The sequence below is a fragment of the Rhizobium sp. P44RR-XXIV genome (assembly GCF_001999485.2).
In the GTDB taxonomy this organism is placed as follows: domain Bacteria; phylum Pseudomonadota; class Alphaproteobacteria; order Rhizobiales; family Rhizobiaceae; genus Rhizobium.
Genome location: NZ_MPVZ02000027.1, coordinates 115,497 through 139,737 on the forward strand (window position 1 = coordinate 115,497; position 24,241 = coordinate 139,737).

The 24,241-nt window shown below is 60.8% G+C and carries 19 protein-coding genes and 1 pseudogene; 8 read left to right on the forward strand and 12 right to left on the reverse strand.

Annotation, left to right across the window (positions count from 1 at the left end):
* The first annotated feature begins 6 nt into the window (after positions 1 to 6).
* From BSK43_RS12940 to BSK43_RS12945, 3 genes are all read left to right on the forward strand, one after another.
* A complete protein-coding gene (locus BSK43_RS12940) occupies positions 7 to 5,205 on the forward strand; it encodes an MG2 domain-containing protein (RefSeq protein WP_246662560.1) in 5,199 nt (1,732 codons plus the stop codon).
* Between the two features lie 251 nt (positions 5,206 to 5,456).
* A complete protein-coding gene (locus BSK43_RS35670) occupies positions 5,457 to 5,993 on the forward strand; it encodes a hypothetical protein (RefSeq protein ID WP_246662611.1) in 537 nt (178 codons plus the stop codon).
* Positions 5,994 to 6,042: 49 nt separating this feature from the next.
* Entirely contained in the window at positions 6,043 to 8,334 is a 2,292-nt protein-coding gene (locus BSK43_RS12945) for a transglycosylase domain-containing protein (protein ID WP_246662561.1), read from the forward strand.
* Between the two features lie 45 nt (positions 8,335 to 8,379).
* On the opposite strand, the gene BSK43_RS12950 is transcribed toward BSK43_RS12945, so the two are convergent.
* From BSK43_RS12950 to BSK43_RS13005, 12 genes and pseudogenes are all read right to left on the reverse strand, one after another.
* Positions 8,380 to 9,459, reverse strand: coding sequence for an ABC transporter ATP-binding protein (locus BSK43_RS12950; RefSeq protein WP_077470589.1), 1,080 nt, complete (start codon positions 9,457 to 9,459; stop codon positions 8,380 to 8,382).
* Positions 9,456 to 10,256: an ABC transporter permease gene (locus BSK43_RS12955; RefSeq protein WP_077470590.1), complete on the reverse strand. Its 801-nt coding sequence runs from the start codon at positions 10,254 to 10,256 to the stop codon at positions 9,456 to 9,458. Before BSK43_RS12955 ends, BSK43_RS12950 begins: the two co-directional genes overlap by 4 nt.
* A 1-nt stretch (position 10,257) precedes the next feature.
* Entirely contained in the window at positions 10,258 to 11,130 is an 873-nt protein-coding gene (locus BSK43_RS12960; RefSeq protein WP_077470591.1) for an ABC transporter permease, read from the reverse strand.
* Positions 11,131 to 11,247: 117 nt separating this feature from the next.
* On the reverse strand, positions 11,248 to 12,258 hold the full coding sequence (locus tag BSK43_RS12965) for an ABC transporter substrate-binding protein (RefSeq protein WP_068389383.1): 1,011 nt from the start codon (positions 12,256 to 12,258) through the stop codon (positions 11,248 to 11,250).
* A gap of 54 nt (positions 12,259 to 12,312) precedes the next feature.
* A complete protein-coding gene (locus BSK43_RS12970) occupies positions 12,313 to 12,627 on the reverse strand; it encodes an NIPSNAP family protein (protein WP_077470592.1) in 315 nt (104 codons plus the stop codon).
* Positions 12,628 to 12,632: 5 nt separating this feature from the next.
* On the reverse strand, positions 12,633 to 14,096 hold the full coding sequence (locus tag BSK43_RS12975; protein ID WP_077470593.1) for an aldehyde dehydrogenase: 1,464 nt from the start codon (positions 14,094 to 14,096) through the stop codon (positions 12,633 to 12,635).
* Between the two features lie 4 nt (positions 14,097 to 14,100).
* Positions 14,101 to 15,141 carry an LLM class flavin-dependent oxidoreductase gene (locus BSK43_RS12980; protein ID WP_077470594.1) on the reverse strand — a complete coding sequence of 347 codons (1,041 nt, stop codon included), beginning with the start codon at positions 15,139 to 15,141 and terminating at the stop codon, positions 14,101 to 14,103.
* Positions 15,138 to 16,073 (reverse strand): flavin reductase family protein, encoded by a 936-nt coding sequence (locus BSK43_RS12985; RefSeq protein ID WP_077470595.1) that lies wholly within the window; start codon positions 16,071 to 16,073, stop codon positions 15,138 to 15,140. The genes BSK43_RS12980 and BSK43_RS12985 overlap by 4 nt, the downstream gene beginning before the upstream one ends.
* Positions 16,070 to 16,915: an alpha/beta fold hydrolase gene (locus BSK43_RS12990; RefSeq protein ID WP_077470596.1), complete on the reverse strand. Its 846-nt coding sequence runs from the start codon at positions 16,913 to 16,915 to the stop codon at positions 16,070 to 16,072. Before BSK43_RS12990 ends, BSK43_RS12985 begins: the two co-directional genes overlap by 4 nt.
* Before the next feature lie 16 nt (positions 16,916 to 16,931).
* Positions 16,932 to 17,534, reverse strand: coding sequence for an amino acid synthesis family protein (locus BSK43_RS12995; RefSeq protein ID WP_077470687.1), 603 nt, complete (start codon positions 17,532 to 17,534; stop codon positions 16,932 to 16,934).
* A 389-nt stretch (positions 17,535 to 17,923) separates the two neighbouring features.
* Entirely contained in the window at positions 17,924 to 18,619 is a 696-nt protein-coding gene (locus BSK43_RS13000; RefSeq protein WP_077470597.1) for a GntR family transcriptional regulator, read from the reverse strand.
* A gap of 162 nt (positions 18,620 to 18,781) precedes the next feature.
* A pseudogene (locus tag BSK43_RS13005) lies at positions 18,782 to 19,689 on the reverse strand (LysR family transcriptional regulator).
* A 260-nt stretch (positions 19,690 to 19,949) separates the two neighbouring features.
* Here BSK43_RS13005 and BSK43_RS13010 point away from each other — a divergent pair.
* The 5 genes from BSK43_RS13010 to BSK43_RS13030 are packed head-to-tail and all read left to right on the forward strand — an operon-like array spanning position 19,950 to position 24,203.
* Entirely contained in the window at positions 19,950 to 20,756 is an 807-nt protein-coding gene (locus BSK43_RS13010; RefSeq protein ID WP_077470688.1) for a 5-oxoprolinase subunit PxpA, read from the forward strand.
* Entirely contained in the window at positions 20,743 to 20,985 is a 243-nt protein-coding gene (locus tag BSK43_RS13015; RefSeq protein ID WP_068389409.1) for an acetyl-CoA carboxylase, read from the forward strand. The genes BSK43_RS13010 and BSK43_RS13015 overlap by 14 nt, the downstream gene beginning before the upstream one ends.
* Positions 20,982 to 22,367 carry an acetyl-CoA carboxylase biotin carboxylase subunit gene (locus BSK43_RS13020; RefSeq protein WP_077470598.1) on the forward strand — a complete coding sequence of 462 codons (1,386 nt, stop codon included), beginning with the start codon at positions 20,982 to 20,984 and terminating at the stop codon, positions 22,365 to 22,367. Before BSK43_RS13015 ends, BSK43_RS13020 begins: the two co-directional genes overlap by 4 nt.
* Entirely contained in the window at positions 22,367 to 23,242 is an 876-nt protein-coding gene (locus tag BSK43_RS13025; RefSeq protein WP_077470599.1) for a carboxyltransferase domain-containing protein, read from the forward strand. The genes BSK43_RS13020 and BSK43_RS13025 overlap by 1 nt, the downstream gene beginning before the upstream one ends.
* A complete protein-coding gene (locus BSK43_RS13030) occupies positions 23,232 to 24,203 on the forward strand; it encodes a biotin-dependent carboxyltransferase family protein (RefSeq protein WP_077470600.1) in 972 nt (323 codons plus the stop codon). The genes BSK43_RS13025 and BSK43_RS13030 overlap by 11 nt, the downstream gene beginning before the upstream one ends.
* Positions 24,204 to 24,241: the final 38 nt, after the last annotated feature.

The following is a 24,241-nucleotide window of genomic DNA, read 5'->3' on the forward strand; positions in this document are numbered from 1 at the left end:
AGACCAATGAAAAAGATTGTATTTCTCTTTGCCCTTGCTCTCGCCTCTTCGGCACTGATCTCAAGCGGCTATGCCCAGCAGGGCGCTCCGTCGCCGGCATTGGACGTTCTGCAACGCGCCGATGGCGTCAAGATCGTGCCGGAGAAGTTTCTGCGCGCCTATGATCCCGTGACGATTTTCTTTCCTGCGGATACCGGGGCGGCAAGCGGCGGCCCAGAGGATTCACCGGAGCGTTTTGTGACGATGGAACCGGCCGTTGCCGGCGCCTGGCAATGGCTCGGCCCGCGCGCCCTGCAATTCCGGCCCGCCGACAAATGGCAACCGCTGGCTCGTGTCAAGGTGAAGATGCTGGGCCATGACAAGGACGCTGGCAGTCAGACGGAACTGATATCGCTGCTGCCGGTGCCGGTCTCCACGGTTCCGGCTTCAGGTGACGATCCTGTCAATGAGCTCGACCAGATCACGCTGACCTTCGCCGAGCCTGTGGATATCGCCGCGCTCGCCCGCCTGCTGTCGATTGAACTGCGCCCGGCGCCCGGGATCGGCGATGAAGGCGGCTTGATGCTGGGCGCGAAGGATTTCGACATCCAGCCGCTCGAGCGCAACAGCCGCAGCGATCAGCAATCCTATGTGGTGAAGCTGCACACGAGCGTCCCCGATGGTCGCGTTGTGCTTGTGCGGCTGAAACTGGCCGATACGCAGGATTTCAGCGATCAGATCTTTGAATTGCGTGCGCGCACCGCCGTGCCCTTCACCATGACCAATTCCGATTGCGGGCGCGGCTTCGACGCGGCCACGACTGATGGCATCATGCGCTGCACGTCCAACTCGACCGCCGGCTACTCCGGCGGCGCAGTGGATGACAACGGCAATCCGGTCGAGGATGCCGATGCAGGGACGCCAGCTTCTTCGTCGGGCCAGGGCCGTGGTCTGCTTTTCCGGTTTTCCAGCAACCCGGTGGCAGGAGAGCAGTTGTCGGTCCGTGATGCCTTGCGCATCACTCCGCCTGTTGACGACCTGACGGCCGAGGCAAGCAGCGGACGTCTTTATGTCCATGGCCGCTTTCTCACGGACAAAGTCTATACGCTCAATGTTGCCGCAGGTGCTCTGAAGGACGATCGGGGTAGACCGCTGGCAAGCGGTTTCAGCCAGAAATTCGCCTTTTCGCCGGAGCAGTCCTCACTCGTCTGGGACGCGTCGCAGGGCGTTGTCGAGCGCTTTGGTCCGCAGCTCGTGCCCGTGCGCGGGCGTGGCTACGATCGGGCCGATGTGCGCATCCACGCGATCGACCCGCTGTCGCGCGATTTCTGGCCGTTCCCGCAAGCAGGGCTGGATACGAAGGATGATGACGCGCCGCCTCTGCCGGGCAAGGAACCGCAAAAATGGGCGACCAGCGACGATATCTCGGCCGATGCCATCGGAGCGAGGGTAAAGGCACTGGGCTCACCCGCCATTTCCCAATTCGTGGATCTCCCCATTCACAAGGGCGGTGTCGACACCAAGTTCGGTCTGGACTTGAAGCCTTTTTTTGCCAAGATTGCCGGCGCCGACCAACCCGGCACCTACCTTATCGGCTTGCGCGCGGTGGACAACCAGACCCGCCATTGGCTGCGAGTGCAGGTCACTGACCTGACTTTGAGCGCGGTGGAAGAACAGGACCGGGTGCGCTTTGCGGTCACATCGCTCGGCACCGGCAGTCCGATTAGCGGTGCGCAAATTCAACTGGATGGTTTGCGGGACGGGAAATACGTCACGCTCGCGACCGGGACGACGGATGCACAGGGCTTCTTCTCCTGGGAACTGAAGCAACGCGCCGAGGCGAAGATTCGTCGCGTCATCGTGACGAAGGGACTGGATACTCTCGTGATCGATCCCGATCACGCCCCGGCGCAATATGCCCAGAGTAACTGGACGAAACCGGCGGCTTCGTGGCTCGATTGGACCACCAATCCCGACGAGGATCGTGCCGAGCAGGCGCGCACGCTCTGCCATGTCTTTACCGAGCGGCCGATCTACCGCCCGGAAGAGCCTGTTCATATCAAGGGATATGTCCGCAGCTACCTCGGCGGCCATCTGACGCTGCCGAAGCAGGGCGGCCAGATCGTGATCACCGGCCCCGACAAACAGGAATGGCGCGTGCCGGTGAAGCTGGACGCAGCTGGCAGCTTCTACCACAAATTCGACGCCGAAACGCCGGCAACCGGCGATTACAAGGTTCACTTCGAGCCGGGCGACGTGGCGAAGGCGGCGGACCAGACGGCGCCGGAGCAGAAGTCCGGCAATGACGACGAGAATGTCGACGGCCAGACGAGTGACGGTAATACAGATGACGGCAAGGCGGATGATGCCCAGTCCGACACCACCCAGCCGGCAGATGCCGATGGCAACGCCGCCGCCAGCGATACGGCCGATAACACAGTCCAATGCGGCAGCATCTCCTTCAAGAAGGAGGCCTATCGCCTGCCGACATTCGAAGTCGTGCTCAACAATCCGCAGACCGTACCGCTCGACTCGTCTTTCAACGTCGATCTGATCGCGCGCTATTTTGCCGGCGGTCTGCTGGCGGACCGGCCGATCCGTTGGCGCGCGGTGCAGTATCCCTACAATTGGACGCCGCCTGGCCATGACGGCTTTCTGTTTTCAACGGATTCGCGCTACTCCGGCGGTGACGAGTTCAAGTCTTCGCCCGCGCTCGAGCGCGATGGCAGCACGGATGCGGGTGGCGCCTCGCGCATCAGCTTCGACACGACGATCGAACCTACCGCACAACCGCGCCGTTACATGATCGAGGCGACCGTTACCGGCGACGATGATCTGCAGGTGCGCAGCATCACCAATGTCTATGCAGTCCCGCCTTTCGTGCTTGGCCTGAAGGTGCCGCGCTACGTGGCAAAGCCCGGTGCGATCGAACCGCAGATCCTGGCCGTCGATGGCAATGGCGATGCCGTCGCTGGGCTCGAGATGACGGCGCGCTTGATCCATCGCAACTGGACCTCGACCCTGCAGGCAAGTGACTTCAGCCAGGGTTCGGCGAAATACGTCACCCAGGAGATGGACGAAACCGTGCTGGAGCGAAAGATTACCAGCACCAAGGATATTCAGACCCTTGCGCTCAATGCAACCGACGCCGGCGTTTATATCATCCAGCTCGAGGCCACCGACAAGATCGGTCGTCGCCAGCAGGTGAGCGTCGACTTTTTCGTCGGCGGCAACACGCCAGTCACCTGGTCGCAGGCGCCCGCGCGCACCGCTATCGTTACCACCGACAAGGACAGCTATATCCCCGGCGAAACGGCCAATCTTCTGATCCAATCCCCCTTCCAGACAGCCCGCGCTCTGGCCGTCATCGAGGAGCCGGAGGGTAAGTTCCGCTATGATTGGGTCGATATCGCCGATGGCTACGGCCATTATGCGGTGACCGTCCGCAAGGAATATATGCCTGAGGTCCCCGTGCACTTCCTCATCATGCGGGGGCGGCTGGAGACGAGCACTCCCTCGCCGAACGCACCCTTCGACCAGGGCAAACCGGTGACGATCGCCGCCACGAAGACGGTGACGGTCAAGCCGGTGAAGAACACGGTTACCGTTACGATGGATTATCCCAAGAAGGCGCGCCCCGGTGACGAGGTGGAGGTGACCCTGCATCTGGCTGATGACTTGGGTCATCCGATCGCGGGCAATGCCACCTTCTGGATGATCGACCAGGCCGTTCTGTCGCTTGCAACCGAGCAGCCGCTGGACCCGCTGCCGAATTTCATCGTCAAGCGGCAATCCACCATGGCTCTGCGCGATACCCGCAACATGGCCTTCGGCATCATTCCTCTTGATGAGGTGCCCGGAGGCGATGAGCGCGAGGATTGGGGCACGGACAACAACATTTCCGTCCGCAAGAATTTCACGCCGGTCCCGATCTATCTCCCCGACGTGAAGGTCGGCCCCGATGGGACTGCCAAGATCAAGGTGAAGCTGCCGGACTCGCTCACCCTCTTCAAGCTGCGTGCCAAGGCCGTCAGCGGCCCGGATCGCTTCGGCTATGGCACCGGCGAAATGCTAATTCGGCAGGAAATCGTGGCTCAGCCCGCCCTGCCCCGCTTCCTGCGGTCTGGAGACCAGTTCGAGGCAGGCGTCATTGCCCGTGTGGTCGAGGGTGGCGGCGGCGGCGGTGTTGCCGCCATCGCATCCGATGGCCTGACGCTGCAGGGTGGCAAGGATGTTTCTTTCACCTGGGAACAGAACAAGCCGGCTCACATCGGCGTTCTTGCCTCGGTGCCCGAGCCAAAGCCCGGCAACGAGGATGTGCGACTGCGCTTCGGCGTCGAGCGCCAGGCCGACCATGCCCGCGACAATGTGGAAATCACGCTGCCGGTAAAGCCGGACCGCATCCCGACCAGGCACTACGAGATCGTCGAAATCCCGGCGGGCGGCTCGAAAACACTGTCGGCGCCACAGGAGGATGTTCGTCCCGGATCGTTCCAGCGCGTCATGACCCTGACGTCCGATCCAGCCTTGGCGAAACTGGTCGCCGGGCTCAACGTCTTGGTGGAATCGCCCTATGGCTCCACCGAGCAGCGGATATCACTGGCCTCATCCGGTGTCGCCTTCAAGAGCTTCACACCCATCCTGGCGGCAGCGAAGCTGGACAAGCGCATAGATGGCGAGGTCCACAACACCGTGCTGGCGATCGGCCAGGCAGTCGATTCCGACGGTCTCGTCGGCTTCTGGCCGCACAGCAAGGGCAATGTCTCGTTGACGGCCTGGGCCTATTCGTTCCTCGTCGCGGCGGACAAGGCCGGCGAGCCCACCGACAAGGCTTTGACGGATCGTCTCGCCAGCGTGCTGAAACTGTCGCTCCGCTCGGACTATCCGCATCTCATAACCGGCGACGAGATCCGCGAGCGGGTCGAGGCCCTGACGGCTCTTGCCGAAGGCGGCAAGCTCGACCCGGCCTATACGGCTGAACTGGCCCGTTCGGCGGCGTTGATGCCGAATGTCAGCGTTGCCCGGATGACCGCGGCAGCAGCCGGCGCGCCGGATGCGACCCGCGTCTGGTCGGTGGCCTGGCCGATGCGATGTGGTCGCGTGTTCACATTCTCTCCCGCAATGGCGAACTGGTCTATAATGGTCAGGCGCAGGATGGCGGCAACCCGATCATCCTTCCTTCGGAAGCCCGCAGCCTGGCGGAGATGGTGCGCGCGGCGGCTTTGACCTCCGAGACAGATCCGCGCTATCCCGCTTTGAAAAATGCCCTGCTCCAATTGGGTGAAGGCGACGGATGGGGCTCGACCAACGCCACCTCGGCGGCGATCCGAGCACTCGCAACGGCGTGGCAGAGGCCAACGACACCCCTGCCGTTGACCCTCACTCAGAACGGCGTCGCTCAATCTCGTACGCTGGACGCGAATGCACCGGTGTTACGGGAGGTCACTCTGGATCCCGGTAGCGTCACCATCAACAATATGGGGACGACATCCGCTCTGGCGCTGGTGGAAACCAGTTATCACCGCGCCGAAGCCGGCTACAAGGCGCAGGCACAGAGCCAGGGCTTTGCCCTCACACGCACGCTCTATCGCGTCGCTGCCGGCGATGCGCCGCTGGAGAAACTGGCCCCCGATGCAAACGGCACGATTGCCCTGAAGGTGGGCGATGTATTGGAGGAGAGGGTCGAACTGGTCGTCTCCGAAGATCGCACCCATGTGGCTCTTACCATGCCGCTTGCAGCAGGACTGGATCCCCTCAATCCTAATATCGCCACCGCTCCGGCCGAGGCGACGCCGGCGGTAGCCTCAACCCTGCCCTCGGACTGGGTTTCCTATGGGGACGATCAGGTATTCTCCGCCTCTGACAGGCTGCCAAAGGGCAATTATACCTTTGCCTATCGTATGCGCGCCCTGATCCCCGGCTCCTATACGCAGCCACAAGCGCTAGCGGAGACCATGTACCAAAAGGGCGTGCAGGGAACGAGTGCCGCGGTGCAGATCGTGGTGGCAAAATAAGCCATCACAATACGGACGAATATCAGGCAAGGAGCTGGCCGGCCGGGCTATGACACTATTGAGAAGCCGTCGATCAAAGCTCGTTCTTTTTTCTTCGCTGGTGCTCGTAGCTGGCGCGTTGATCTATGGATATCTCATCAATCAGCGCGCGCAGCTGATTGCGCCTGCATCGACACCGATCCTTTATGACCGTAGCGGCGCTTTCCTTGCGCAGATTGGCCACAGCGACGACGCCAGCGGCCGTGTCGATTATGGCTATTGGCCGCTGGAGCAACTGCCTGACCGCTTCGTCAAGGCGACATTGGCGCTGGAAGACAGACGCTTCTTCGAACATGCCGGGGTTGATCCTTATGCCGTTGGCCGTGCGGCCTGGCAGAATCTCGGCGCGGCGAGACGCCGCTCCGGCGCTTCGACGATCGCCATGCAGGTGGCGCGCATGCAGCAGCCGGAATCGCGCAGCTTCGTGCACAAGATCCTGGAGGCCGGCACCGGTATCCTGTTGACCTTGCGCTACGGCCGGGAGGCCGTGCTCACGCAATATTTGCGGCTGGCGCCCTATGGCAACGGCAGTCATGGCATTGCCCATGCGGCGCGGCTCTATTTCGACAAGCCGGTGGCGGATCTGTCCTGGGCGGAAATTGCCCTGCTGTCGGCGATCCCTCAATCGCCAACGCGGATGAACCCGCTGCGCCCGCAGGGCCTGCGCCGGGCCATTCAACGCGGCCACCAGATGCTGGACGTCCTGCTGAAGCAGAATGTCATAAGCACTGATGAGGCCGAGATCGCGCATCGTCAGCTTGATAATGTGCAAATGCCCAACCTGCCCCGCCGCCCGGATGCGCTGCACCTGATATTGCGCTATCACGATCTTATCGAAAGCGGCCAGATATCTCCCGCCTCGGCTAGCATGCCGCTCATCCACACGACGATCGATCTCGCTCTCCAGGCGGATGTGACAGCACTTGCGCGGCAACATCTCGATCACTGGCGCTCCGCGGGCGCGCAGCAGGTCGGCGTCATGGTGGTGTCGCGCCAGACGGGCGAGGTTCTGGCCCAAGTGGGATCGAGCAGTTATTATGGCCGCCATGCCGGTGCGTTCGACTATACGCGGACACAGCGTTCGCCTGGCTCGACCTTGAAACCCTTCATCTATGCGCTGGCATTCGAGCGCGGCCTGCTGAAGCCGACGGATATGTTGCTGGATCTGCAAGAGGGCGCCTCCGGCATCGGCGATGCCGACCGCGAATTCCTCGGGCCAATGCTGCCGCGCCAGGCGCTTGCCAATTCCCGCAATGTGCCCGCGACCAACCTGCTGCGCACGATCGGTCTCGAGACGGCCTTCCGCTTCTTGCGCGATCTCGGCCTGCATGATCTGGAAACCCCGGCCGATTATTTCGGCCTGTCGATGGCCATCGGTTCGCTACCGACGCGCCTGGACAGGCTGATGCGGGCCTATGGCGCGCTTGCCAATGACGGCCAGTTGCAGGACCTGCGCTGGGCGCGTGAGCAGCCGCAGCAACAATCCGTGCGGATCATGTCCCTCGACACCGCCCGACTGGTTACCTCGTTCCTGTCCGATCCTCAGGCCAGATTGCCGAGTTTCCATCGCTATGGTTCGCTGGAATATCCCTTTCCCGTCGCCATCAAGACCGGCACCTCGCAGGGCTATCGGGATGCCTGGGCCATGGCCTATTCGGAGAAGGTGATCGTCGGTGTCTGGGTCGGACGCGGTGATAACGGCACCATGAACCGGATGACCGGAGCCGGGACTGCCGCGCGTCTCGTGCACGATATCATCGATCGGGTTCACGGCAACAAGCCCGGAGACATCGCCGATGCGCGTTTTCCAACGCCACCGGACCGCAAGCCGGTCGATGTTTGCGTCGTCAGTGGACAGGCAAACGACAATACCTGCAGCCAGACGCTGGTCGAATGGCTGAAGCCGGATGAAATGCCGAAGACGGCAGCCGTGCAACCTCGTCCGGATGGCAATCTCAAGCCTCTGCCCATCAGCGCTGTGGCAGCGAGAGGAAAGGGCTACTCACCCGCCAATGCCGACGCTTCCAGTCCGCAGATCCATCTTGCCATTTCGACGCCTGCGCGCAACAGCCAGATCTGGCGTAATCCGGAACAGCCAGCCGTGTTCAATCGGCTGGCCTTGAAGGCCGATGTCCAGCCGCATGTGCCGCAGATCGTCTGGTACGTCGACGGCGAGCCCTTTGCAATCACCGATCCCGACAAGCCGGTTTTCTGGCCTATCCAGAGCGGTGCACACCGCTTCCAGATCCGTCTTCCCTATCGCGACGAAACCTCGGCTGTCGTTCCAGTCTATGTGCAATAGCCAGCACTTTTGGCCTCTATTCGATGCGCTTTCGCTGGTATTGCTTCAGCAGAACACATGGGCTGCATCGGGATCGAATTCCAGGTGGACACGATCGCCACGGCTGAGGCCTGAAATCGCCTCGTGGCCGAAGGGCAGACGCACGGACAAGGTCTCGCCGGCGCTGATCAACGTTGAGACATGGACGTTGTTGCCGAGGAAGGTAATGTCGCCGACGGTGGCGCTGAGGCTATTTTCGGCTCCTGCCTTGCGGGCGAGCCGGATGCGCTCCGGACGCAGCATCAACGCGGCCTTGCCGCCGGCGGCAGCCCGCCCATGAACCGGAATGCGCTCGAAAACCGCCTGCTCGCCAAGTGAGATTGTCGCCTGCCCATTATTCGATGATAGCAGACGGCAGGAGATGAAATCGCTGTCGCCGATGAATTCGGCGACGAAGCGGGTGCGAGGATTGGCGTAGAGTTCCGGCCCGGTGCCGATCTGATCGATAACGCCCTTCGAGAAGACAGCGATGCGATCCGAGAGCCGCAATGCCTCCTCCTGATCGTGGGTGACGTAGAGGATCGTCACCTCCGTCTGCTGGTGGATCCGCTTTATCTCGTGCTGGATCTCCTCGCGAAGCTTCTTGTCGAGTGCCGATAGCGGCTCGTCCATCAGAAGCACCGGCGGATCGTAGGCAAGCGCCCTGGCAAGCGCGACGCGCTGCTGCTGACCGCCGGACATCTGGGCGGGCTTGCGATCCTCGAAGCCTTCGAGGCGGACAAGACGGAGCATTTCCTTGACCCGGCTATCGACGTCTGCCTTCGACTTGCGGCGCACCCTCAGCGGAAAGGCGATGTTTTCCCCAACGGTCAGATGCGGGAACAGTGTGTAGCGCTGGAACACCATGCCGATATTGCGCTTGTGCGATGGTGTCGACAGCAAGGTTTCGCCGTTCAGCAGGATATCGCCCTTGGTCGGGTTCTCGAAGCCGGCCAATATGTAGAGCGTTGTGCTCTTGCCCGAGCCGGAGGGGCCGAGGAAGGTCAGGAATTCGCCGCGCCTCACATCGAGATTGACGTCATGCACAGCAACAACCGGGCCGTATTCCTTGCGGATGCCTTTGATTTTCAGGAAGGATTCGCTCATGATTTCAGAACCTTGCGTACGATCGCGGCCAGCGCCATCAAGATGACCGTCAACAGAATGAGAAGCGTGGAGGCGGCAGCCACGACCGGGGTGAGATCCTGCCGCAGCGTCGTCCAGACCTTCACCGGCAATGTCTGCAGCGTCGGGCTCGCCATGAAGATTGCCACGACCACTTCGTCCCAGGAGGTCAGGAACGAGAAGACGGCGGCGGAGAAGAGCCCATGGCTTATGGCGGGCAATGTGACCCTGATCTTTGCCTCAAGCGGCGAGGCGCCGCAAAGAACGGCAGCATCCTCGATGGATTTGTCAAAACCCTCGAGCGCGCTGGAGATCGACAGGATCGAGAAAGGCAGTGCCAGGACGAGGTGAGAGAGAACGAAGCCGACCAGCGTACCGCCAAGGCCAATGCGCAGGAAGAAGGCATAGAGCGCAACGGCAAAGACTACGACCGGAAGGATCATCGGCGTCAGGAACAGGGCCTTCAGCGCATCGCGAAACAGGAACTTGCCGCGCACGAGGCCGAATGAGGTCACCAGCCCCAGCAACACCGAAAGCACCGTGACGAGCACCGCAATCCTGAAACTCGTCCAGGCCGATTCCAGCCATTGCGGATCGGACAGGAGCTCGCCATACCAACGCAGCGTCCAGCCCGGCGGCGGGAAGATCAGCCATTGCGACGAGCCGAATGACAGCGCCGCGATGAAGAGGATCGGCAACAGCAGGAAGGCGGCCGTCAGAACCGTGATGGCAACAAGCACATATTTCCACCAGCCGAGGCGATCGAAATTGAGCAGCATCTCAGCGCCCTCCCGCATTCTGCGTGCCGAACAGCCGCAATTGGACGGCGTAGAGCGATAGCGTAACGACGAGCAGGACAAAGGCCGCTGCGCCGCCCATCCCCCAATTGACGAGGGATTGCACGAACTGCGCGATCAGCTCGGCCAGCATCATGTTCGCCGTGCCGCCAAGCAGCGAAGGAGTGACGTAGTAGCCGAGCGACATGACGAAAACCATCAAGGCGCCCGCCATCATGCCGGGAGCGGCGAGCGGAAGCAGGACGCGGGTGAGACACTGCCAGCGGTTGGCGCCGCAAAGAGCGGCTGCCTGCAGCACCGCCGGATCGATCTTCCTGATGACGCCGTAGAGCGGCAGGATGATGAAGGGCAGCATGATATAGGTCATGCCGATGGTGACGCCGGTGAGATTGTTGACGAGCGCGAGCGGCTTTTCGATCAGACCCATGCCAAGAAGCATCTTGTTGATCAGGCCGGTCCGCTGCAGCAAGACCATCCAGGCATAGGTCCTTGCAAGCAGATTGGTCCACATCGACAGAAGCAGGATCGCGAATATGACCGAAGCCAGTCTCGAAGGCATGATCGCCAGCGTCCATGCGACGGGAAAGCCAATCAGCAGCGATATGATCGTGACCAGCCCGGAGACGATGAAGGTATTGGCGAAGATTTTCACATAGGTCTCGGAGCCCAGCAGCTCGACATAATTGCCAAGTCCGAACGTCGGCTCCATCACGCTGCGCAGCAGGAGTGCTATGACCGGAAAGACGAAGAAGATCGCGACGAAGATGAGCGCCGGCATCACCTGCCCAAACCCGGTGGGCCTTACCGCCTTGCGGATCGGTGCGGCTTCATCCGCAACGTCAATATATGTCGACATGGCAATTCTTTCCCACCGTGAGCCTAGCCCGGCAACCTTGGCCGCCAAGCACACCCGCACCTCGCATTGCCGCACCGCGAACATCGGCCCGCGGTGCTATTGTCAGCGTCCTGAAGCTTATTGGGCCTGCCAGGCGTACCACTTCTTGCCGATGGCATCGCGGTTTTCAGCCCAGTAATTCATATCGGCGTTGACCTGGCCGGCCGTCTGTTGGTCCGGCAAGGTTTTTGCCGTTTCCGGGTCCATCAGCTTGGCCGAACCGAGATTGATTGGGGCGTATCCCGTCGCTTTCGCCATATCGGCCTGCGCCTGCGCCGATGTTGCAAGCGCGATGAACTTCATCGCCGTCTCCAGGTTCGGAGCACCCTTGGGAATGACGAGGGAGTCGGCGGCCGTGATATTCTGGCTCCACGACGTCTCGGTCTTGACGCCGCTATTGGCAAGCGCGGTCATGCGACCGTTCCAGAGGCTGCCGAACGGCGCTTCCGCCGATGCCAGAAGTTGCTGCGATTGCGCACCGCTCGACCACCAGACGATATCCGATTTGATCGTGTCGAGTTTCTTGAAGGCACGATCGAGGTCGAGTGGGTAGAGCTTGTCGGCGGGGACACCGTCCGCCAGCAAGGCGGCTTCGATTACGCCGGGTGCCGACCACTTGTAGAAGGTGCGCTTGCCCGGAAACTTTTTCGTGTCAAAGAGGTCAGCCCATGTCTTCGGGCAGGCACTGACCGCATCGGCGTTGCAGCCGATCACGAAGGAATAGTAGAAGCTGCCGACCGAATAATCGCTGACGAATCGCGGGTCGAGCTTGGATTTGTCGATGACGGAGAAATCCAGCTTTTCCAGAAGCCCGTTCTTGCCGGCCTGAGCAGCATAATCGCCTTCGACGTCGACCACATCCCAGCTCACGCGGGCAGCCTCCACCATGGCTTTCAGCTTGCCGTAGTCCGTCGGCCCGTCCTGCATGACGCCGATGCCGGTCTTTTCGGTAAACTGGTTGGCCCAGGCAACCTTCTGGGCATCCTGCGTCGTTCCTCCCCAGCTCGTGAAGACCATGGTATCGGCCTTCGCAGGCAAGCAGGCGGCCATCATTGCGGCAAAGGCCGCGAGTGCAATTCTTGCTTTCATGTTCCCTTTGTCCTTGTTTTTTGGTCTTCCAGTCATGCCTTATGCCGCCGCCGCTCATCCCGCGGGAGAAAAGCTGGCCGGCTTCATAATCTTGTTCTCCGCCACCTCGATCAGATCGCGAATCCTGGGCAGGAAGGCTTGCCACTCAGGATCGGCCGCCAGTCGCCCACGCCGCGCTTCACGATCGTCGAGGCTCGCATAGGCCCAGATGTGGACGATCTCGTTGATCGTCCCGATCTCCGAATAGTAGTAGCCGACCAGATTGCCGAGATGGGCTTTCTGGATGGCGAGCCCCTCTTCCTCGACAACCCTGAGATATTGCGGGATCGCGCCGTTCTTCAGCCGGTATGTGCGGATTTCATAGAACATCGGCCTCACCTCATGACGAAGGGATCGGGGATCGGATCATCTGACGTGCGCAGCCAGATCGTCTTTGTGCGGGTGTAGTCGAGTGCCGCGGCAATGCCGCCTTCCCTGCCGTGCCCGGAAAGACCGAAGCCGCCGAAGGGGGCTATCGGTGATACCGCGCGATAGGTGTTGACCCAGACGACGCCGGCGCGGATCCCCTTCATCAGGCGATGAGCGCGCGTGAGATTCTGGGTGAAGACGCCGGAGGCGAGCCCATAGCGGGTATCATTGGCAAGTTTCAGCGCTTCGGCCTCCGTCTCGAACGAGACGACAGACAGAACCGGTCCGAAGAATTCCTCGGTCAGCGACGGTGAAGCGACGCCGTCGCAGTCTAGGATCGTCGGCGGGAAATAATAGCCATTGCCATCCGGCCTGTGGCCTCCAACAACAAGACGTGCGCCGCTCCCGACTGATTTTTCGACAAGGGCTGCCACATGATCCTGCTGCCGCTTTGTCGCGAGCGGGCCGACTTCGGTCGCCATGTCGAGCGGCGCGCCGATGCGGATTGCCTCGGCCTTGTGCTTGAGAATGGACAGGAACGTGTCCTTGACGCTGCGCTCGACGATCAACCGCGAGCCGGCAACGCAGCTTTGACCGGTCGCGGCAAAAATGCCGGCGACTTGGGCATTGGCAGCGCTTTCAAGATCGGCGTCGGCAAAGACGATGAAGGGCGACTTGCCGCCGAGTTCCAGTGATGTCGAGGCGAGGTTCTCAGCCGAGTTGCGCACGATGTGGCGTGCGGTTTCCGGGCCGCCGGTAAAGGCGATGTGGGCGACCTTCGGATGCCGCGCCAGAGCCGCGCCACAGGAAGGGCCGAAGCCGGTGAGGATGTTGACGACGCCGGCCGGAAAGCCGGCTTCATGCACCAGACGGGCAAATTCCAGCAGCGGCGCCGGGCCGTCTTCCGAGGCCTTGATGACCATGGTGCAGCCGGCGGCCAATGCCGGGCCAATCTTGACGGCGGAGAGGAAGAGCTGGCTGTTCCACGGCACCACCATGGCAGCGACGCCGATCGGCTCGCGGCGAAGCCAGACATCCATATCGGGCTTGTCGATCGGAAGGTAGGATCCCTCGATCTTGTCGGCGATCCCTGCATAATAGCGATAATAATCGGCGACATAGGCGATCTGCGCCGAGGTCTCGCGAATGATCTTGCCGGTATCGCGCGTTTCCAGTTCGGCGAGTTTTTGGGCGTTCGCAGCGACGAGATCGGCGAGTTTATAGAGCAGCTTACCACGCTGCGTCGCCGTCAACCTGGCCCAAGGGCCCTCGTAAAGGGCGCGCTCGGCGGCATTGACGGCATTATCGACATCGGCCTCGCGCGCTTCCGGCATATCGGCCCAGACATCGCCCGTTGCGGGATCGATACTTTGGAAACGGGCTTCCCCGTCCAGAAATTCGCCATTGATGTAGGACTGGAAGCGCTGCATGGGTTTACTCCGCAAATGCCGGCATGACCTCGGCAATGAACCGTTCGAGCGAGGCTTTCTTGCGCTCGAACGGCATGCCGGTGTCGATCCAGAAAGAATATTCGTCGTAGCCCATCGCCTGATAGGCCTTTAGCCGCGCGATCACGGTCGCGGCGTCGCCGACGACATTGTTGCTGCGCATGACCGCATCCGAGAGCATGGCATTCGCCCTGATATCCTCGTCGGAAATGCGCTCGATCAAGCCTTGCCGAACAGGCTTCTCGTTCTTGAACCAGGCGAAGAAGTAATTGTAGTAGACGCTGAGTTCGTGAGCGGCCTCAGCGATATCGACTTCCGACGAGCCGACATAGGTATGGCGCAACAGCATGATCTTTGGGCGCTGGATGTCAGGGTTCTTGGCGCAGGCATCGTTGAAGCGGCCCATCAGCGCCTCGACCTCGTCATCGCCCTGCCAGAGCGGCGTCACCTGGACATTGCAGCCATTGGCGACAGCAAATTCATGCGAGTTCGGATCGCGTGCGGCGACCCAGATCGGAGGGTTCGGCTCCTGCAGCGGCTTCGGCGCCGAGGTCGTCGCGGGGAATTTGAAGAACTCGCCGTCATGGGCATAGTCGCCTTTCCAGATGCCCTTGATCGCGGGGATCAGCTCGCGCATGCGCTGGCCGGCGCCCCAGGCATCAAGACCCGGCAAAAGGCGCTCATATTCGAAGGAATAGGCGCCGCGGGCGATACCGATATCGAGCCTGCCGTCGCAGATGATATCGGCCATGGCCGCTTCGCCGGCAAGCTTGATCGGATGCCAGAAGGGCGCGATCACCGTTCCCGTTCCCAATCTGGCCCGCGAGGTGCGGCGCGCCAGATCGGCGATCGTAACGAACGGATTGGGCGCAATGGTGAAATCCATGCCGTGATGCTCGCCCGTCCAGATGGCGTGCATGCCGCCCCTGTCGGCAATCTCGCAAAGAGCGACGAATTCGTCGTAGAGGCTCTTATGGCTCTGGTTCGCGTCGAGCCGTTCCATGTGAACGAAGAGAGAGAATTTCATGCCCGTGCCACCTTCGTCGAGACCGGGCGGACGGTGCCGGAGGTCTCGTCTCCAAAATAAACGCCGAAATTGCCGATCCGGCTTTCGAGTGCGAAGCGAGTGACGATATCCGCTGTCGAACTCGTCTTGAAGCGCGCCTTGCTTAAGGCTTCCGGCTTGAGGAATTTGCCCTGGCGTGGCTCGCCTTGCGAGGCGAAAGCGCGATAGACGATGTGATGCCTGCCGTCACTTTTGCCTTCATAGACCGAGTAGAGAAAGCCGATCGTCACCGAAAGTCCGGTCAGCTCCTGCAGGTAGCCGCTCAGAATGTCGGTGGGGCTTCCGTCTCTGCCCTCGCAGCTCGGCAAGGAGAGGATATCATCGCCGAGGAGCAGAATGTCTCCTTCGTGCTCGACGACGGCGGCAAGCTCGATATTGCCATCTGTGGCGGCCGACACCGCCTTGCTCGCGAGCATCGGCGTAAAATAACCGCCGCGCGTGTAACCGAGCCCATTGTGACTGCTGTTCTGGAAGGAGGCGATACGTCCCATGAGGATGACATGGTCGCCAGCATCGATGACCTCTTCCATGGCGCACTCGAACCAGGCGGCGACATCGGCAAGGATCGGACAGCCGTCAGCACCGCCGCTCCATTCGACGGTCGCAAACCTGTCCTCGACCGGACGTGCAAAGGTGTTTGAAATATCCTTCTGGGTTTCCGACAGGACGTTGATCGCGAAATGTCCAGCGCCTGTCATGGTCGTGAAATTGCGTGAGGTCTTTGCCAGGCAGACCAGAAGAAGCGGCGGATCGAGCGAGACCGAGGTAAAGGAATTCGCCGTGAAGCCGATCGGCAGACCGGCGGCATCGCGCGCGGTTACGACCGTGACGCCGGTCGGAAATGCGCCAAAGGCATCGCGCAAAGCCCTCGCGTCGATCTGTTGCATCGTCATCTCGCACCCTCCTCACATGAAAGCCATTCGGCAAGCAATTCATTGACGGTCTCGGGTGCCGTCAGATTGACCATGTGACGATGTCCCTCCACGATCCGCACCCAGCCTTTGGGCGTCGCCGCTGCCATTTTCTCCGCCATTTGCGGCGTCGAATTGGGGTCGTCCGAGCCGGTCAGAAACAATGCCGGCGCCTTAACGCTCGGCCAACGATCGGCATAGGTCTCGTCGCCGCCGGCAAAAGCCGTATAGGCTGTCGCATATCCCTGTGGATCGACAAGGTTGAGCCAGCTACGCGTCAGTTCGCGGGCAACGGAGCTTTGTGCGTCGTCGCCAAACCAGCGTTGGAGCGGCCCTTGCTTGTCAACGCCGGTCAATGGGATTGCCGCCGCGCGTGCCAGGACCGCCGCTTTCGCCTCCGCATCGCGGCGATAGACGCCGTTGAGATAGGCGATGCGCTTGATCCTCTCGCTGAAGGTCGCCGCACTGCCGCCGGCGATAAGCGCACCCATCGAATGGCCAGCGACATTAATCGCATCGAGCTCCATGTCATCAAGGAAACCGCCGAACCAGCCGACAAACGCCTCCAGCCGGCTGCCGGCAGGCAAGGCTCTGCTTTCGCCGTGGCCCGGCATGTCGACGGCAATGACGCGGTACCTCCGGGAAAACGTAGCTATCTGAGGCGCCCAGGCTTCAAGGCGCATGCCGACCCCATGGATGAGAACAAGCGGTTCGCCTGTGCCCGCCTCATGGTAGGCCGTACCTGCTGCCGTGATCTTGCGGGGCAGCGCTTCCACCTTAGGAGCATCTGCCTTTCCTTGCGCTATGGTGTCCATGGTCGACATCCCGGCGGCCGCTTTCTCAAACGCCTGCCGGATTGGACACATCCTGCCCCAGATCCCTAAGATCCTGATAACGGTCGCCAATGCGATGATGTGGACGCCCGCCGACGGAAGCGCCGAGCGCGACGACAATCTCGTCGGCGGCGGGTGCATCGGCGATCGACGTCTGGATCGTCAGATAATGTGAGCGCCGGCCTTCGTCGTTCTTGTCCATCAGCGGGATCATGATCGGCGCATTGGCCGGGCCGCGCGTGTTGCAGAAGGCGAGATAGGATTTTGCGCCGACGGCGTGGCGATAATGGTTGCCGAAGCGCAGCGTATGGATCAGCGCCGAAGCATGCTCGATCTCGCCATCGAGGCCGACCACAGCCGATTTGCCATAGGCTTCCACGGCCTCGCCCGATCCGACGGCGTCAATGATCATCTTGGTGAGCAGTTCACCGAGAACCGGCGCTGCGGCATGAATTTCCGGCTTCAGATCCTCGACGAAGCCGCTGCCGGCCCAGGGGTTCTTTACGATCGCGCAGGCTGAGAACAGTTTCAACGGCGTCGGCGCGGCCCTCCCCCCCTCAATCAATGTGGTTTCGATCTGCAGGACGGTTTTACGGATTTGGAAGGTCATGATGCCGCTCGCTTTTCTGAAGTCCGTATGATGGTATGCCATAATACGTAGCTGTCAAGCAGCTTTGTGCCGGCTGATGAAAAGTCGCGAAACGGTGGAGAAAATCTAATTATAGCAATTAGTTAGATCGGAATACGATGCGAGGGGCCGTCATGCCTTCGATCAGGCCAGCGTCATGAGACGGTCTTGGGAGCCCACGGGTTGCGGCTATATCCCAGCTATTTGACGCTTTATTTTTGTATGATCTATAGCGCCGAGCAGTCGGATCGACAGGGGTTTATAGCCCGCAAGCCTAAAGCTAGCTTACTGATCAGAGGCGGCCTGGAGATGGCAGATAACAATGCGCCTCACCGTTCCGGTGAAAGGTTTCTCGCAAACGGAGGCAGGGATCAATCGATCCGCTCGTGCCCTGAAAGCACCGCCTGGGCAATCGCGCTCGCGCCGGCGACATGGTCCATGGCGGCCTGGTAGGCGCCCTCGCCATCTCCACGCCGGATGGCATCGACGATGCGGGCCATCTGCGCCGGCCCTTGGACGTCGCGGTTTTGCGTCTTGATCGTCATCGACCGCAGATGATTGATGCGCACGGTCAAGAGATTGACCACTCCCCACGCGATATGGCGATCGACCATGCTGAACAGCGTCTGGTAAAAGGATGAGGTGTGGGCGAGCACGCCGGCCATATCCTTGTCGCGGTAGCTGCTTTTTATATCCTCAAGCGATTTGTCCAGCGCGTCGGCAATCGCAGGATTGTTCTGCTCCGCACAGAGACGCGCTGCCATGCCTTCGAGCGCGCCGCGGATCTCGTAGATCTGCTTTGCCTCGTCGTGATTGAGATGGGCGACGATCGGCCCCTTGTTCGGGAGATTGGCGACAAGGCCCTCGGATTCGAGATGCCGCAGCACCTCGCGCACGATCGTGCGGCTCACGCCGAGCTGCGCGCAGAGGTCGCGCTCGACCAGACGATCTCCCGGGCGGAAATAGCCATTGACGATGGCCTCTCGCACCTTGTCGAGCGCGAGTTCACGTAATGTCTTGGCTGGGCGCTCCACGCGGATTGCAGCGCCATGTGCATCGTCATTCATGTCCGCACCTCAGTTCTTGAATGCCATATTATGGCGTACCAAGATCTTGTACTGCCGGAATGACGTTAATGCAACTCGGCCAGCATATCAGCGATCGCTGTTTGTGACGACGTCGCCGGTCTGTATCAGAACCCTCCCTGTCAGGGGAATTTGATGAAATCATCAGGCATTCGTACCCGGCAGGCCGAAAGCTTGCTGGAAGTAGCGCCTGAATGCCAGCATTGGCGGCGTAAACTCGATATTGGCGCGCATCCGAGGCCGACATCCATTGGCGGCACGGGATCCTGAATATTGACCGTTTCTATGCGCCGCCCTTCGAGCGACCAGGGACGATGCACCATGTCCGAGAGGATCGCGACACCGAGGCTATTGGCGACCATCGATCGCACCGCCTCGATCGAGCTCGTCCGCAGAAGCACTTTCGGCTGATAGGTGGTCCGGCTCCAGTATTTCAGCGAGGAATGAGCGGCCTCATCGACGGTGAGCATGATGTATGGCTCTTCGGCGATCTCGCGCAGGCCGACACCATCACGGCGCAGCAAGCCGTGCCCGGCTGGAACCCAGAGCCGACGGACAGAACTCAGCAATGTCTCGGTCGTCAGCATCGGGTTGAGAATGTTCGACGTCAGCAGCACCGAAATATCGTAGCGGTTGGTGAGCAGCCCCTCTTCGATCGACTCGCGATTGACCTCGTAGATCTGGATCCTGAGCTTCGGGTAGAGCCGTCTCATCCGCTCGATATGCAGCGGCAGGAAGTATCCGATCACCGTATAGGTCGCGGCGACGACGAGCTCGCCCTCGATATCGCTGCTGACCAGATTGAGGTGCGTCGCTTCGTCGACCTTGGCCAGAATCTCATAGGCATGCGACAGGAATTGCCGACCGGCCGAGGTCAGTTCCATGCCCTGTGGCGTGCGGTTGAACAAGGAGACGCCGACCGAAAGCTCCAGATCCTTGATCGCGGCGGTCACTGCCGATTGTGATATCGACAGGCTGATGGCCGCATGGGAAATCTGGCCATATTCCGCCGTCGCGACGAAATAGCGAAGCTGCCGCAGGCTGAGACTCATGATGCTTGTTCCCCATCAATTTATCTGAAAACAACTGTAGCTAATCAGATTCAAAAGCTCAAAGGCGATGTAAATTTCGCTTCCTTCTCGCGCAATGTGCTTACTAGATTGATATTACTGGGGAATTTATGGTGTAATTTTAAGCTAAGATATCAATTAATCAGATAATGATGCTTTGAAAATTGTATTTTTCAAGATGCATCTTTCCCTCTAGCGTTTTGATAACGGTCCGATCAGGGCGAGCATACGAGGGGATGCATTTGAAGGAAGCGGTCGATATCAATTGCGATATGGGAGAGGCGTTCGGCCGGTGGCGGATCGGCGATGCGCTGGATGAGGAACTCATCTCACTCATCAGCTCGGCCAATATCGCCACGGGTTTTCATGCGGGCGACCCCAATTTGATGGACGAGACCGTACGCCTGGCGGCGGCGCATGGGGTCGGCGTCGGGGCGCACCCCGGCTACAATGATCTCCAGGGCTTCGGGCGGCGCAAGATCAACGGCACCAGCCGCGAGATCATCAACGACCTGGTCTATCAGGTAGGCGCATTGCGGGAGTTCGCGAGACGTCATGGCGTGCCGGTGCAGCATGTGAAGCCGCATGGCGCGCTCTACATGGAATTGGCGGCGAATGTCGACCTATCGCAGATCTTCATCCAGTATATGCGCACAGTCGCGCCGAACATGTTCGTCTTCTGCATGGATGGTTCGGCGACCTGCCTTGCTGCGCAAGAGGCAGATCAGCCCGTCGTTCGCGAATTCTATGCCGACCGCGATTATGGCGACACGGGCTGGATCGTCTTTACCAGGGATGTAGGCCGCCCGGATCCGAAGGCGATCGCGCGCAAGGTGGTCAGGGCATGCACGGAAGGTGTGGTCCGCACCGTCAACGGCACGGATATTCCCATTGCCTTCGATTCCATCTGTTTTCACTCCGATACTTTGGGTGCGCTCGATATCGTGCGCCATATGCGCGAAGCCCTTGTTGCCGAGGGTATAAGAATTGCACCTGTTTCGCAGATTTTGAACAATGACGCCGCGCGGAGGTCCCATGAGCAGGCTTGAGATCAGATCACCCCTTCCGGGAACCTTCTACAGGGCCGCGTCGCCGGACGTGCCACCCTTCAAGGCCGAGGGCGACGCCGTCGCCGCAAGCGATACGATCGGGGTTATCGAGGTCATGAAGACCTTCCAGCAAATCCCCGCAGGTCTTGATGGCAGGAACATCACCTTCCTCGTCGAGAATGAGGAGCCTGTCATGGCCGGACAGGTCATCGCGGAGGTCGATCCATGACAATCCGCTCCGTTCTGGTTGCCAATCGCGGCGAGATTGCCGTCAGGATCATAAAGGCGGCAAAGGCGCTCGGCATTCGCACCGTGCAGGTCCATAGCGCGGCCGACGCCGAAATGCTCGCGGTCAAGCTGGCTGACGAGGCGATCAATATCGGTTCGCCAGCGCCGAAGAAGTCCTATCTGAATATCGAGGCGATTATCGCCGCAGCCCGTTCGGCCGGCGTCGACGCTGTCCATCCCGGCTATGGCTTTCTATCCGAGAACGGAGATTTTGCGGATGCCGTCGAGGCTGCCGGCATGATCTTCATCGGCCCGAGCGGCGCGGCTATCCGCATGCTTGGTGACAAGGTCGCAGCGCGCGAGATCGCGCAGCGAGCCGGCGTGCCGACGGTGCCGGGCAGCGACGGACGCGTGGCCGATATCGCGGCTGCCGAAGCGGTCGTCGGGCGCACCGGCTTTCCCGTGATGATCAAGGCCGCAGCCGGCGGTGGTGGACGTGGCATCCGTATCGTACACTCTCTGGCAGAACTCAAGGAGCAGTTTCCACTTGCCTCGGCCGAGGCTGCCGCAGCCTTCGGCGATGGCGGCCTTTATATGGAAAAAGTCATCACGCGCGCCCGGCACATCGAGGTGCAGATTTTCGGCGATGGCCGCAACTTCGTGCATTGCTTCGAGCGCGAATGCTCGCTGCAACGGCGGCGCCAGAAGGTGTGGGAGGAAGCACAGGCCTTCCTGCTGCCCGACGAGGTGCGACAGCAGCTTTGCGCCAGCGCGGTGGCGCTTGCGGCAGAAGTCGGTTATCGCGGCGCGGGAACCGTCGAATATCTCTACGATGAAGATAGCCGCCAGTTCTATTTCATCGAGGTCAATACACGCATCCAGGTCGAACATCCGGTTACCGAAATGATCACCGGCATCGATCTCGTGCAAGAAATGTTCAAGGTGGCGGGCGGCGCTCCGCTATCACTGTCGCAAGCCGATATTCAGGCGCGGGGCCACGCCATCGAATGCCGGATCAACGCCGAGGACCCGGCGAAAGGCTTTCAGCCGGCGCCGGGCACCGTGACGCGGCTTTCGATCCCCGAGGGTGAAGGCATCCGCTTCGATACGATGCTCTATGCCGGCTACACCGTTCCGCCCTTTTATGATTCCCTGCTCGGCAAGCTGATCGTCTGGGCGGAGGATCGCAATGCCTGCCTCGACAAGCTTGCCGTCGCTCTCTCCGGCCTGACCATCGAAGGCTTGCCGACGACCATCCCGCTGCATCTTGCGCTCGCGGGAGACCCGGCAGTGCGCAAGGGAGCTTTCCATACGCGTTTTCTCGAATCCTGGCTGGAGACCGATTTTAACGCGGTCGACGGCATAGCCACGGAGGTCGCCTGATGCCTGCTCGCTATACATTCGGAGGCGATGAACATCTCTTCATCGAATGCAGCGACGAGATGTCGCTCGAAGCCTTCTTCAAAAGCCTGTCGATGGCCAGAGGGGTGCGAGAAAGCGCCATCAAGGGCATTACGGAAATCTGCCCCGCCAATGCGTCTTTCCAGATCAAGTTCAATCCCGATCTGATCAAGCCCGACGACCTTCTGCGCGAGGTGAAGGCAATCGAGGGTGCGGCCGAAAAGGCAGAGCCCGTCATCATCACCCGCATCGTCGAAATCCCGGTTTTCTATAATGATCCGTGGACGCACGAGACATTGATGCGCTTTCGCGAGCGCCATCAGGAGCCCACGGGAACCGATCTTGACTATGCCGCCAAGATCAACGGCTATGGTGCAGTCGAAGATTTCATATCGGCCCATGCCGGCTCGCCATGGTTCGTCTCGATGGTCGGCTTCGTCGCCGGCCTGCCGTTCATGTATCAGATGGTGGAGCGGCAGCGGCAGATCGAGGTGCCGAAATATCTGCGCCCGCGGACCGATACGCCGCGCCTGACCGTCGGCCATGGCGGCTGCTTCGGTTGCATCTATTCGGTGCGCGGCGCAGGCGGCTACCAGATGTTCGGGATTACGCCGATGCCGATCTTCGATCCCACGCAGTCGACGAGCTATCTGCGTGACTTCATGGTGTTCTTCCGCCCCGGCGATATCGTGAAATTCCGGCCGATCGATCGCGATGGCTACGATCAGTCGGTCGAAGATGTCGACAAGGGTCGCTTCGCTCCGCCGATCCGGGAGGTCAGCTTCGATCTCCGGCAATATCAGGCTGACATAGACGGTTACAATGCCAAGCTGGAGGGCGCGCTGCATGGCCATTAAGGTTCTTCATCACGGCCTTTCGACAACGATTCAGGATCTCGGCCGCCCCGGCTATTTCCATCTGGGCATTCCGGTCGGTGGCGCCATGGATCGCTATGCCATGCGCGCAGCAAACCTTCTCGTCGGCAATGACGAGGGTGCTGCGGGCCTGGAGGCCGTCTTCATGGGGCCCAAGCTTGAATTTCTCGACGATGCGCTGATTGCGGTCACCGGCGCCGAGATGCCGGTCAGGATCGACGGCGAGCTTCAACCGGGATGGACGGTGCTGAAGGTCAGGGCTGGCCAGACGGTCAGCTTCGACTTCCTGAAGTCCGGCGCGCGCATCTATATCGCCGTGTCGGGCGGCATCGACGTGCCGGAAGCGCTCGGCAGCCGATCGACCTATGTGATCGGTGCCCTTGGCGGCTATAATGGCAGAGCGATTGCTGCCGGTGACGAATTGCCCGTCGGCAAGGGCTCAATGGCGAGCGAGGGACGATCGGTTGCGGAAGAGCTGCGCAGAAAGCCCGGCATGCCGGCCGAGTTGCGGGTGCTGCCTGGCCTCTACTGGGATCGGCTGACAGAGGAAGCCAAGCGCAATTTCTTCGTGGATCAATGGAAGGTGGCGCCGGAAGCCGATCGCATGGGCTACCGCTTCCGTGGCGGCCGCAAGCTTGAGTTCGTCGAGCGCAAGCAGCCTTTTGGTGCCGGCTCGGACCCCTCGAATATCGTCGACAGCTGCTATCCCTATGGTTCGATCCAGGTGCCGGGCGGTACGGAGCCGATCATCCTGCATCGCGACGCCGTCTCCGGTGGCGGTTACTTCATGGTCGGAACGGTGATTTCAGCCGACATGGATCTTATTGCGCAATTGCAGCCCCATACGCCAACGCAATTCGTCGAGGTGACGATGGATCAGGCGCTTGCGGCTCGTGCGGATCGCCAGGCGTTGCTCGGGCGCCTGCGGGCTGCTCTGTCATGAAGGGATAGGCAAATGATGGCCGCTTCGACACCGAGTTT

Bases quoted from the DNA above. Each gene is read 5' to 3' on its own strand.
- BSK43_RS12985 (WP_077470595.1), bottom strand. From the start codon at position 16,073: ATGACGATGCAACAGATCGACGCGAGGGCTTTGCGCGATGCCTTTGGC.
- BSK43_RS13015 (WP_068389409.1), top strand. From the start codon at position 20,743: ATGAGCAGGCTTGAGATCAGATCACCCCTTCCGGGAACCTTCTACAGG.
- BSK43_RS12945 (WP_246662561.1), top strand. From the start codon at position 6,043: ATGACACTATTGAGAAGCCGTCGATCAAAGCTCGTTCTTTTTTCTTCG.
- BSK43_RS12965 (WP_068389383.1), bottom strand. From the start codon at position 12,258: ATGAAAGCAAGAATTGCACTCGCGGCCTTTGCCGCAATGATGGCCGCC.
- BSK43_RS12975 (WP_077470593.1), bottom strand. From the start codon at position 14,096: ATGCAGCGCTTCCAGTCCTACATCAATGGCGAATTTCTGGACGGGGAA.
- BSK43_RS12995 (WP_077470687.1), bottom strand. From the start codon at position 17,534: ATGACCTTCCAAATCCGTAAAACCGTCCTGCAGATCGAAACCACATTG.
- BSK43_RS12980 (WP_077470594.1), bottom strand. From the start codon at position 15,141: ATGAAATTCTCTCTCTTCGTTCACATGGAACGGCTCGACGCGAACCAG.
- BSK43_RS13030 (WP_077470600.1), top strand. From the start codon at position 23,232: ATGGCCATTAAGGTTCTTCATCACGGCCTTTCGACAACGATTCAGGAT.
- BSK43_RS12990 (WP_077470596.1), bottom strand. From the start codon at position 16,915: ATGTCGACCATGGACACCATAGCGCAAGGAAAGGCAGATGCTCCTAAG.
- BSK43_RS12940 (WP_246662560.1), top strand. From the start codon at position 7: ATGAAAAAGATTGTATTTCTCTTTGCCCTTGCTCTCGCCTCTTCGGCA.
- BSK43_RS12950 (WP_077470589.1), bottom strand. From the start codon at position 9,459: ATGAGCGAATCCTTCCTGAAAATCAAAGGCATCCGCAAGGAATACGGC.
- BSK43_RS12960 (WP_077470591.1), bottom strand. From the start codon at position 11,130: ATGTCGACATATATTGACGTTGCGGATGAAGCCGCACCGATCCGCAAG.
- BSK43_RS13020 (WP_077470598.1), top strand. From the start codon at position 20,982: ATGACAATCCGCTCCGTTCTGGTTGCCAATCGCGGCGAGATTGCCGTC.
- BSK43_RS13025 (WP_077470599.1), top strand. From the start codon at position 22,367: ATGCCTGCTCGCTATACATTCGGAGGCGATGAACATCTCTTCATCGAA.
- BSK43_RS13000 (WP_077470597.1), bottom strand. From the start codon at position 18,619: ATGAATGACGATGCACATGGCGCTGCAATCCGCGTGGAGCGCCCAGCC.
- BSK43_RS35670 (WP_246662611.1), top strand. From the start codon at position 5,457: ATGGGGACGACATCCGCTCTGGCGCTGGTGGAAACCAGTTATCACCGC.
- BSK43_RS12970 (WP_077470592.1), bottom strand. From the start codon at position 12,627: ATGTTCTATGAAATCCGCACATACCGGCTGAAGAACGGCGCGATCCCG.
- BSK43_RS12955 (WP_077470590.1), bottom strand. From the start codon at position 10,256: ATGCTGCTCAATTTCGATCGCCTCGGCTGGTGGAAATATGTGCTTGTT.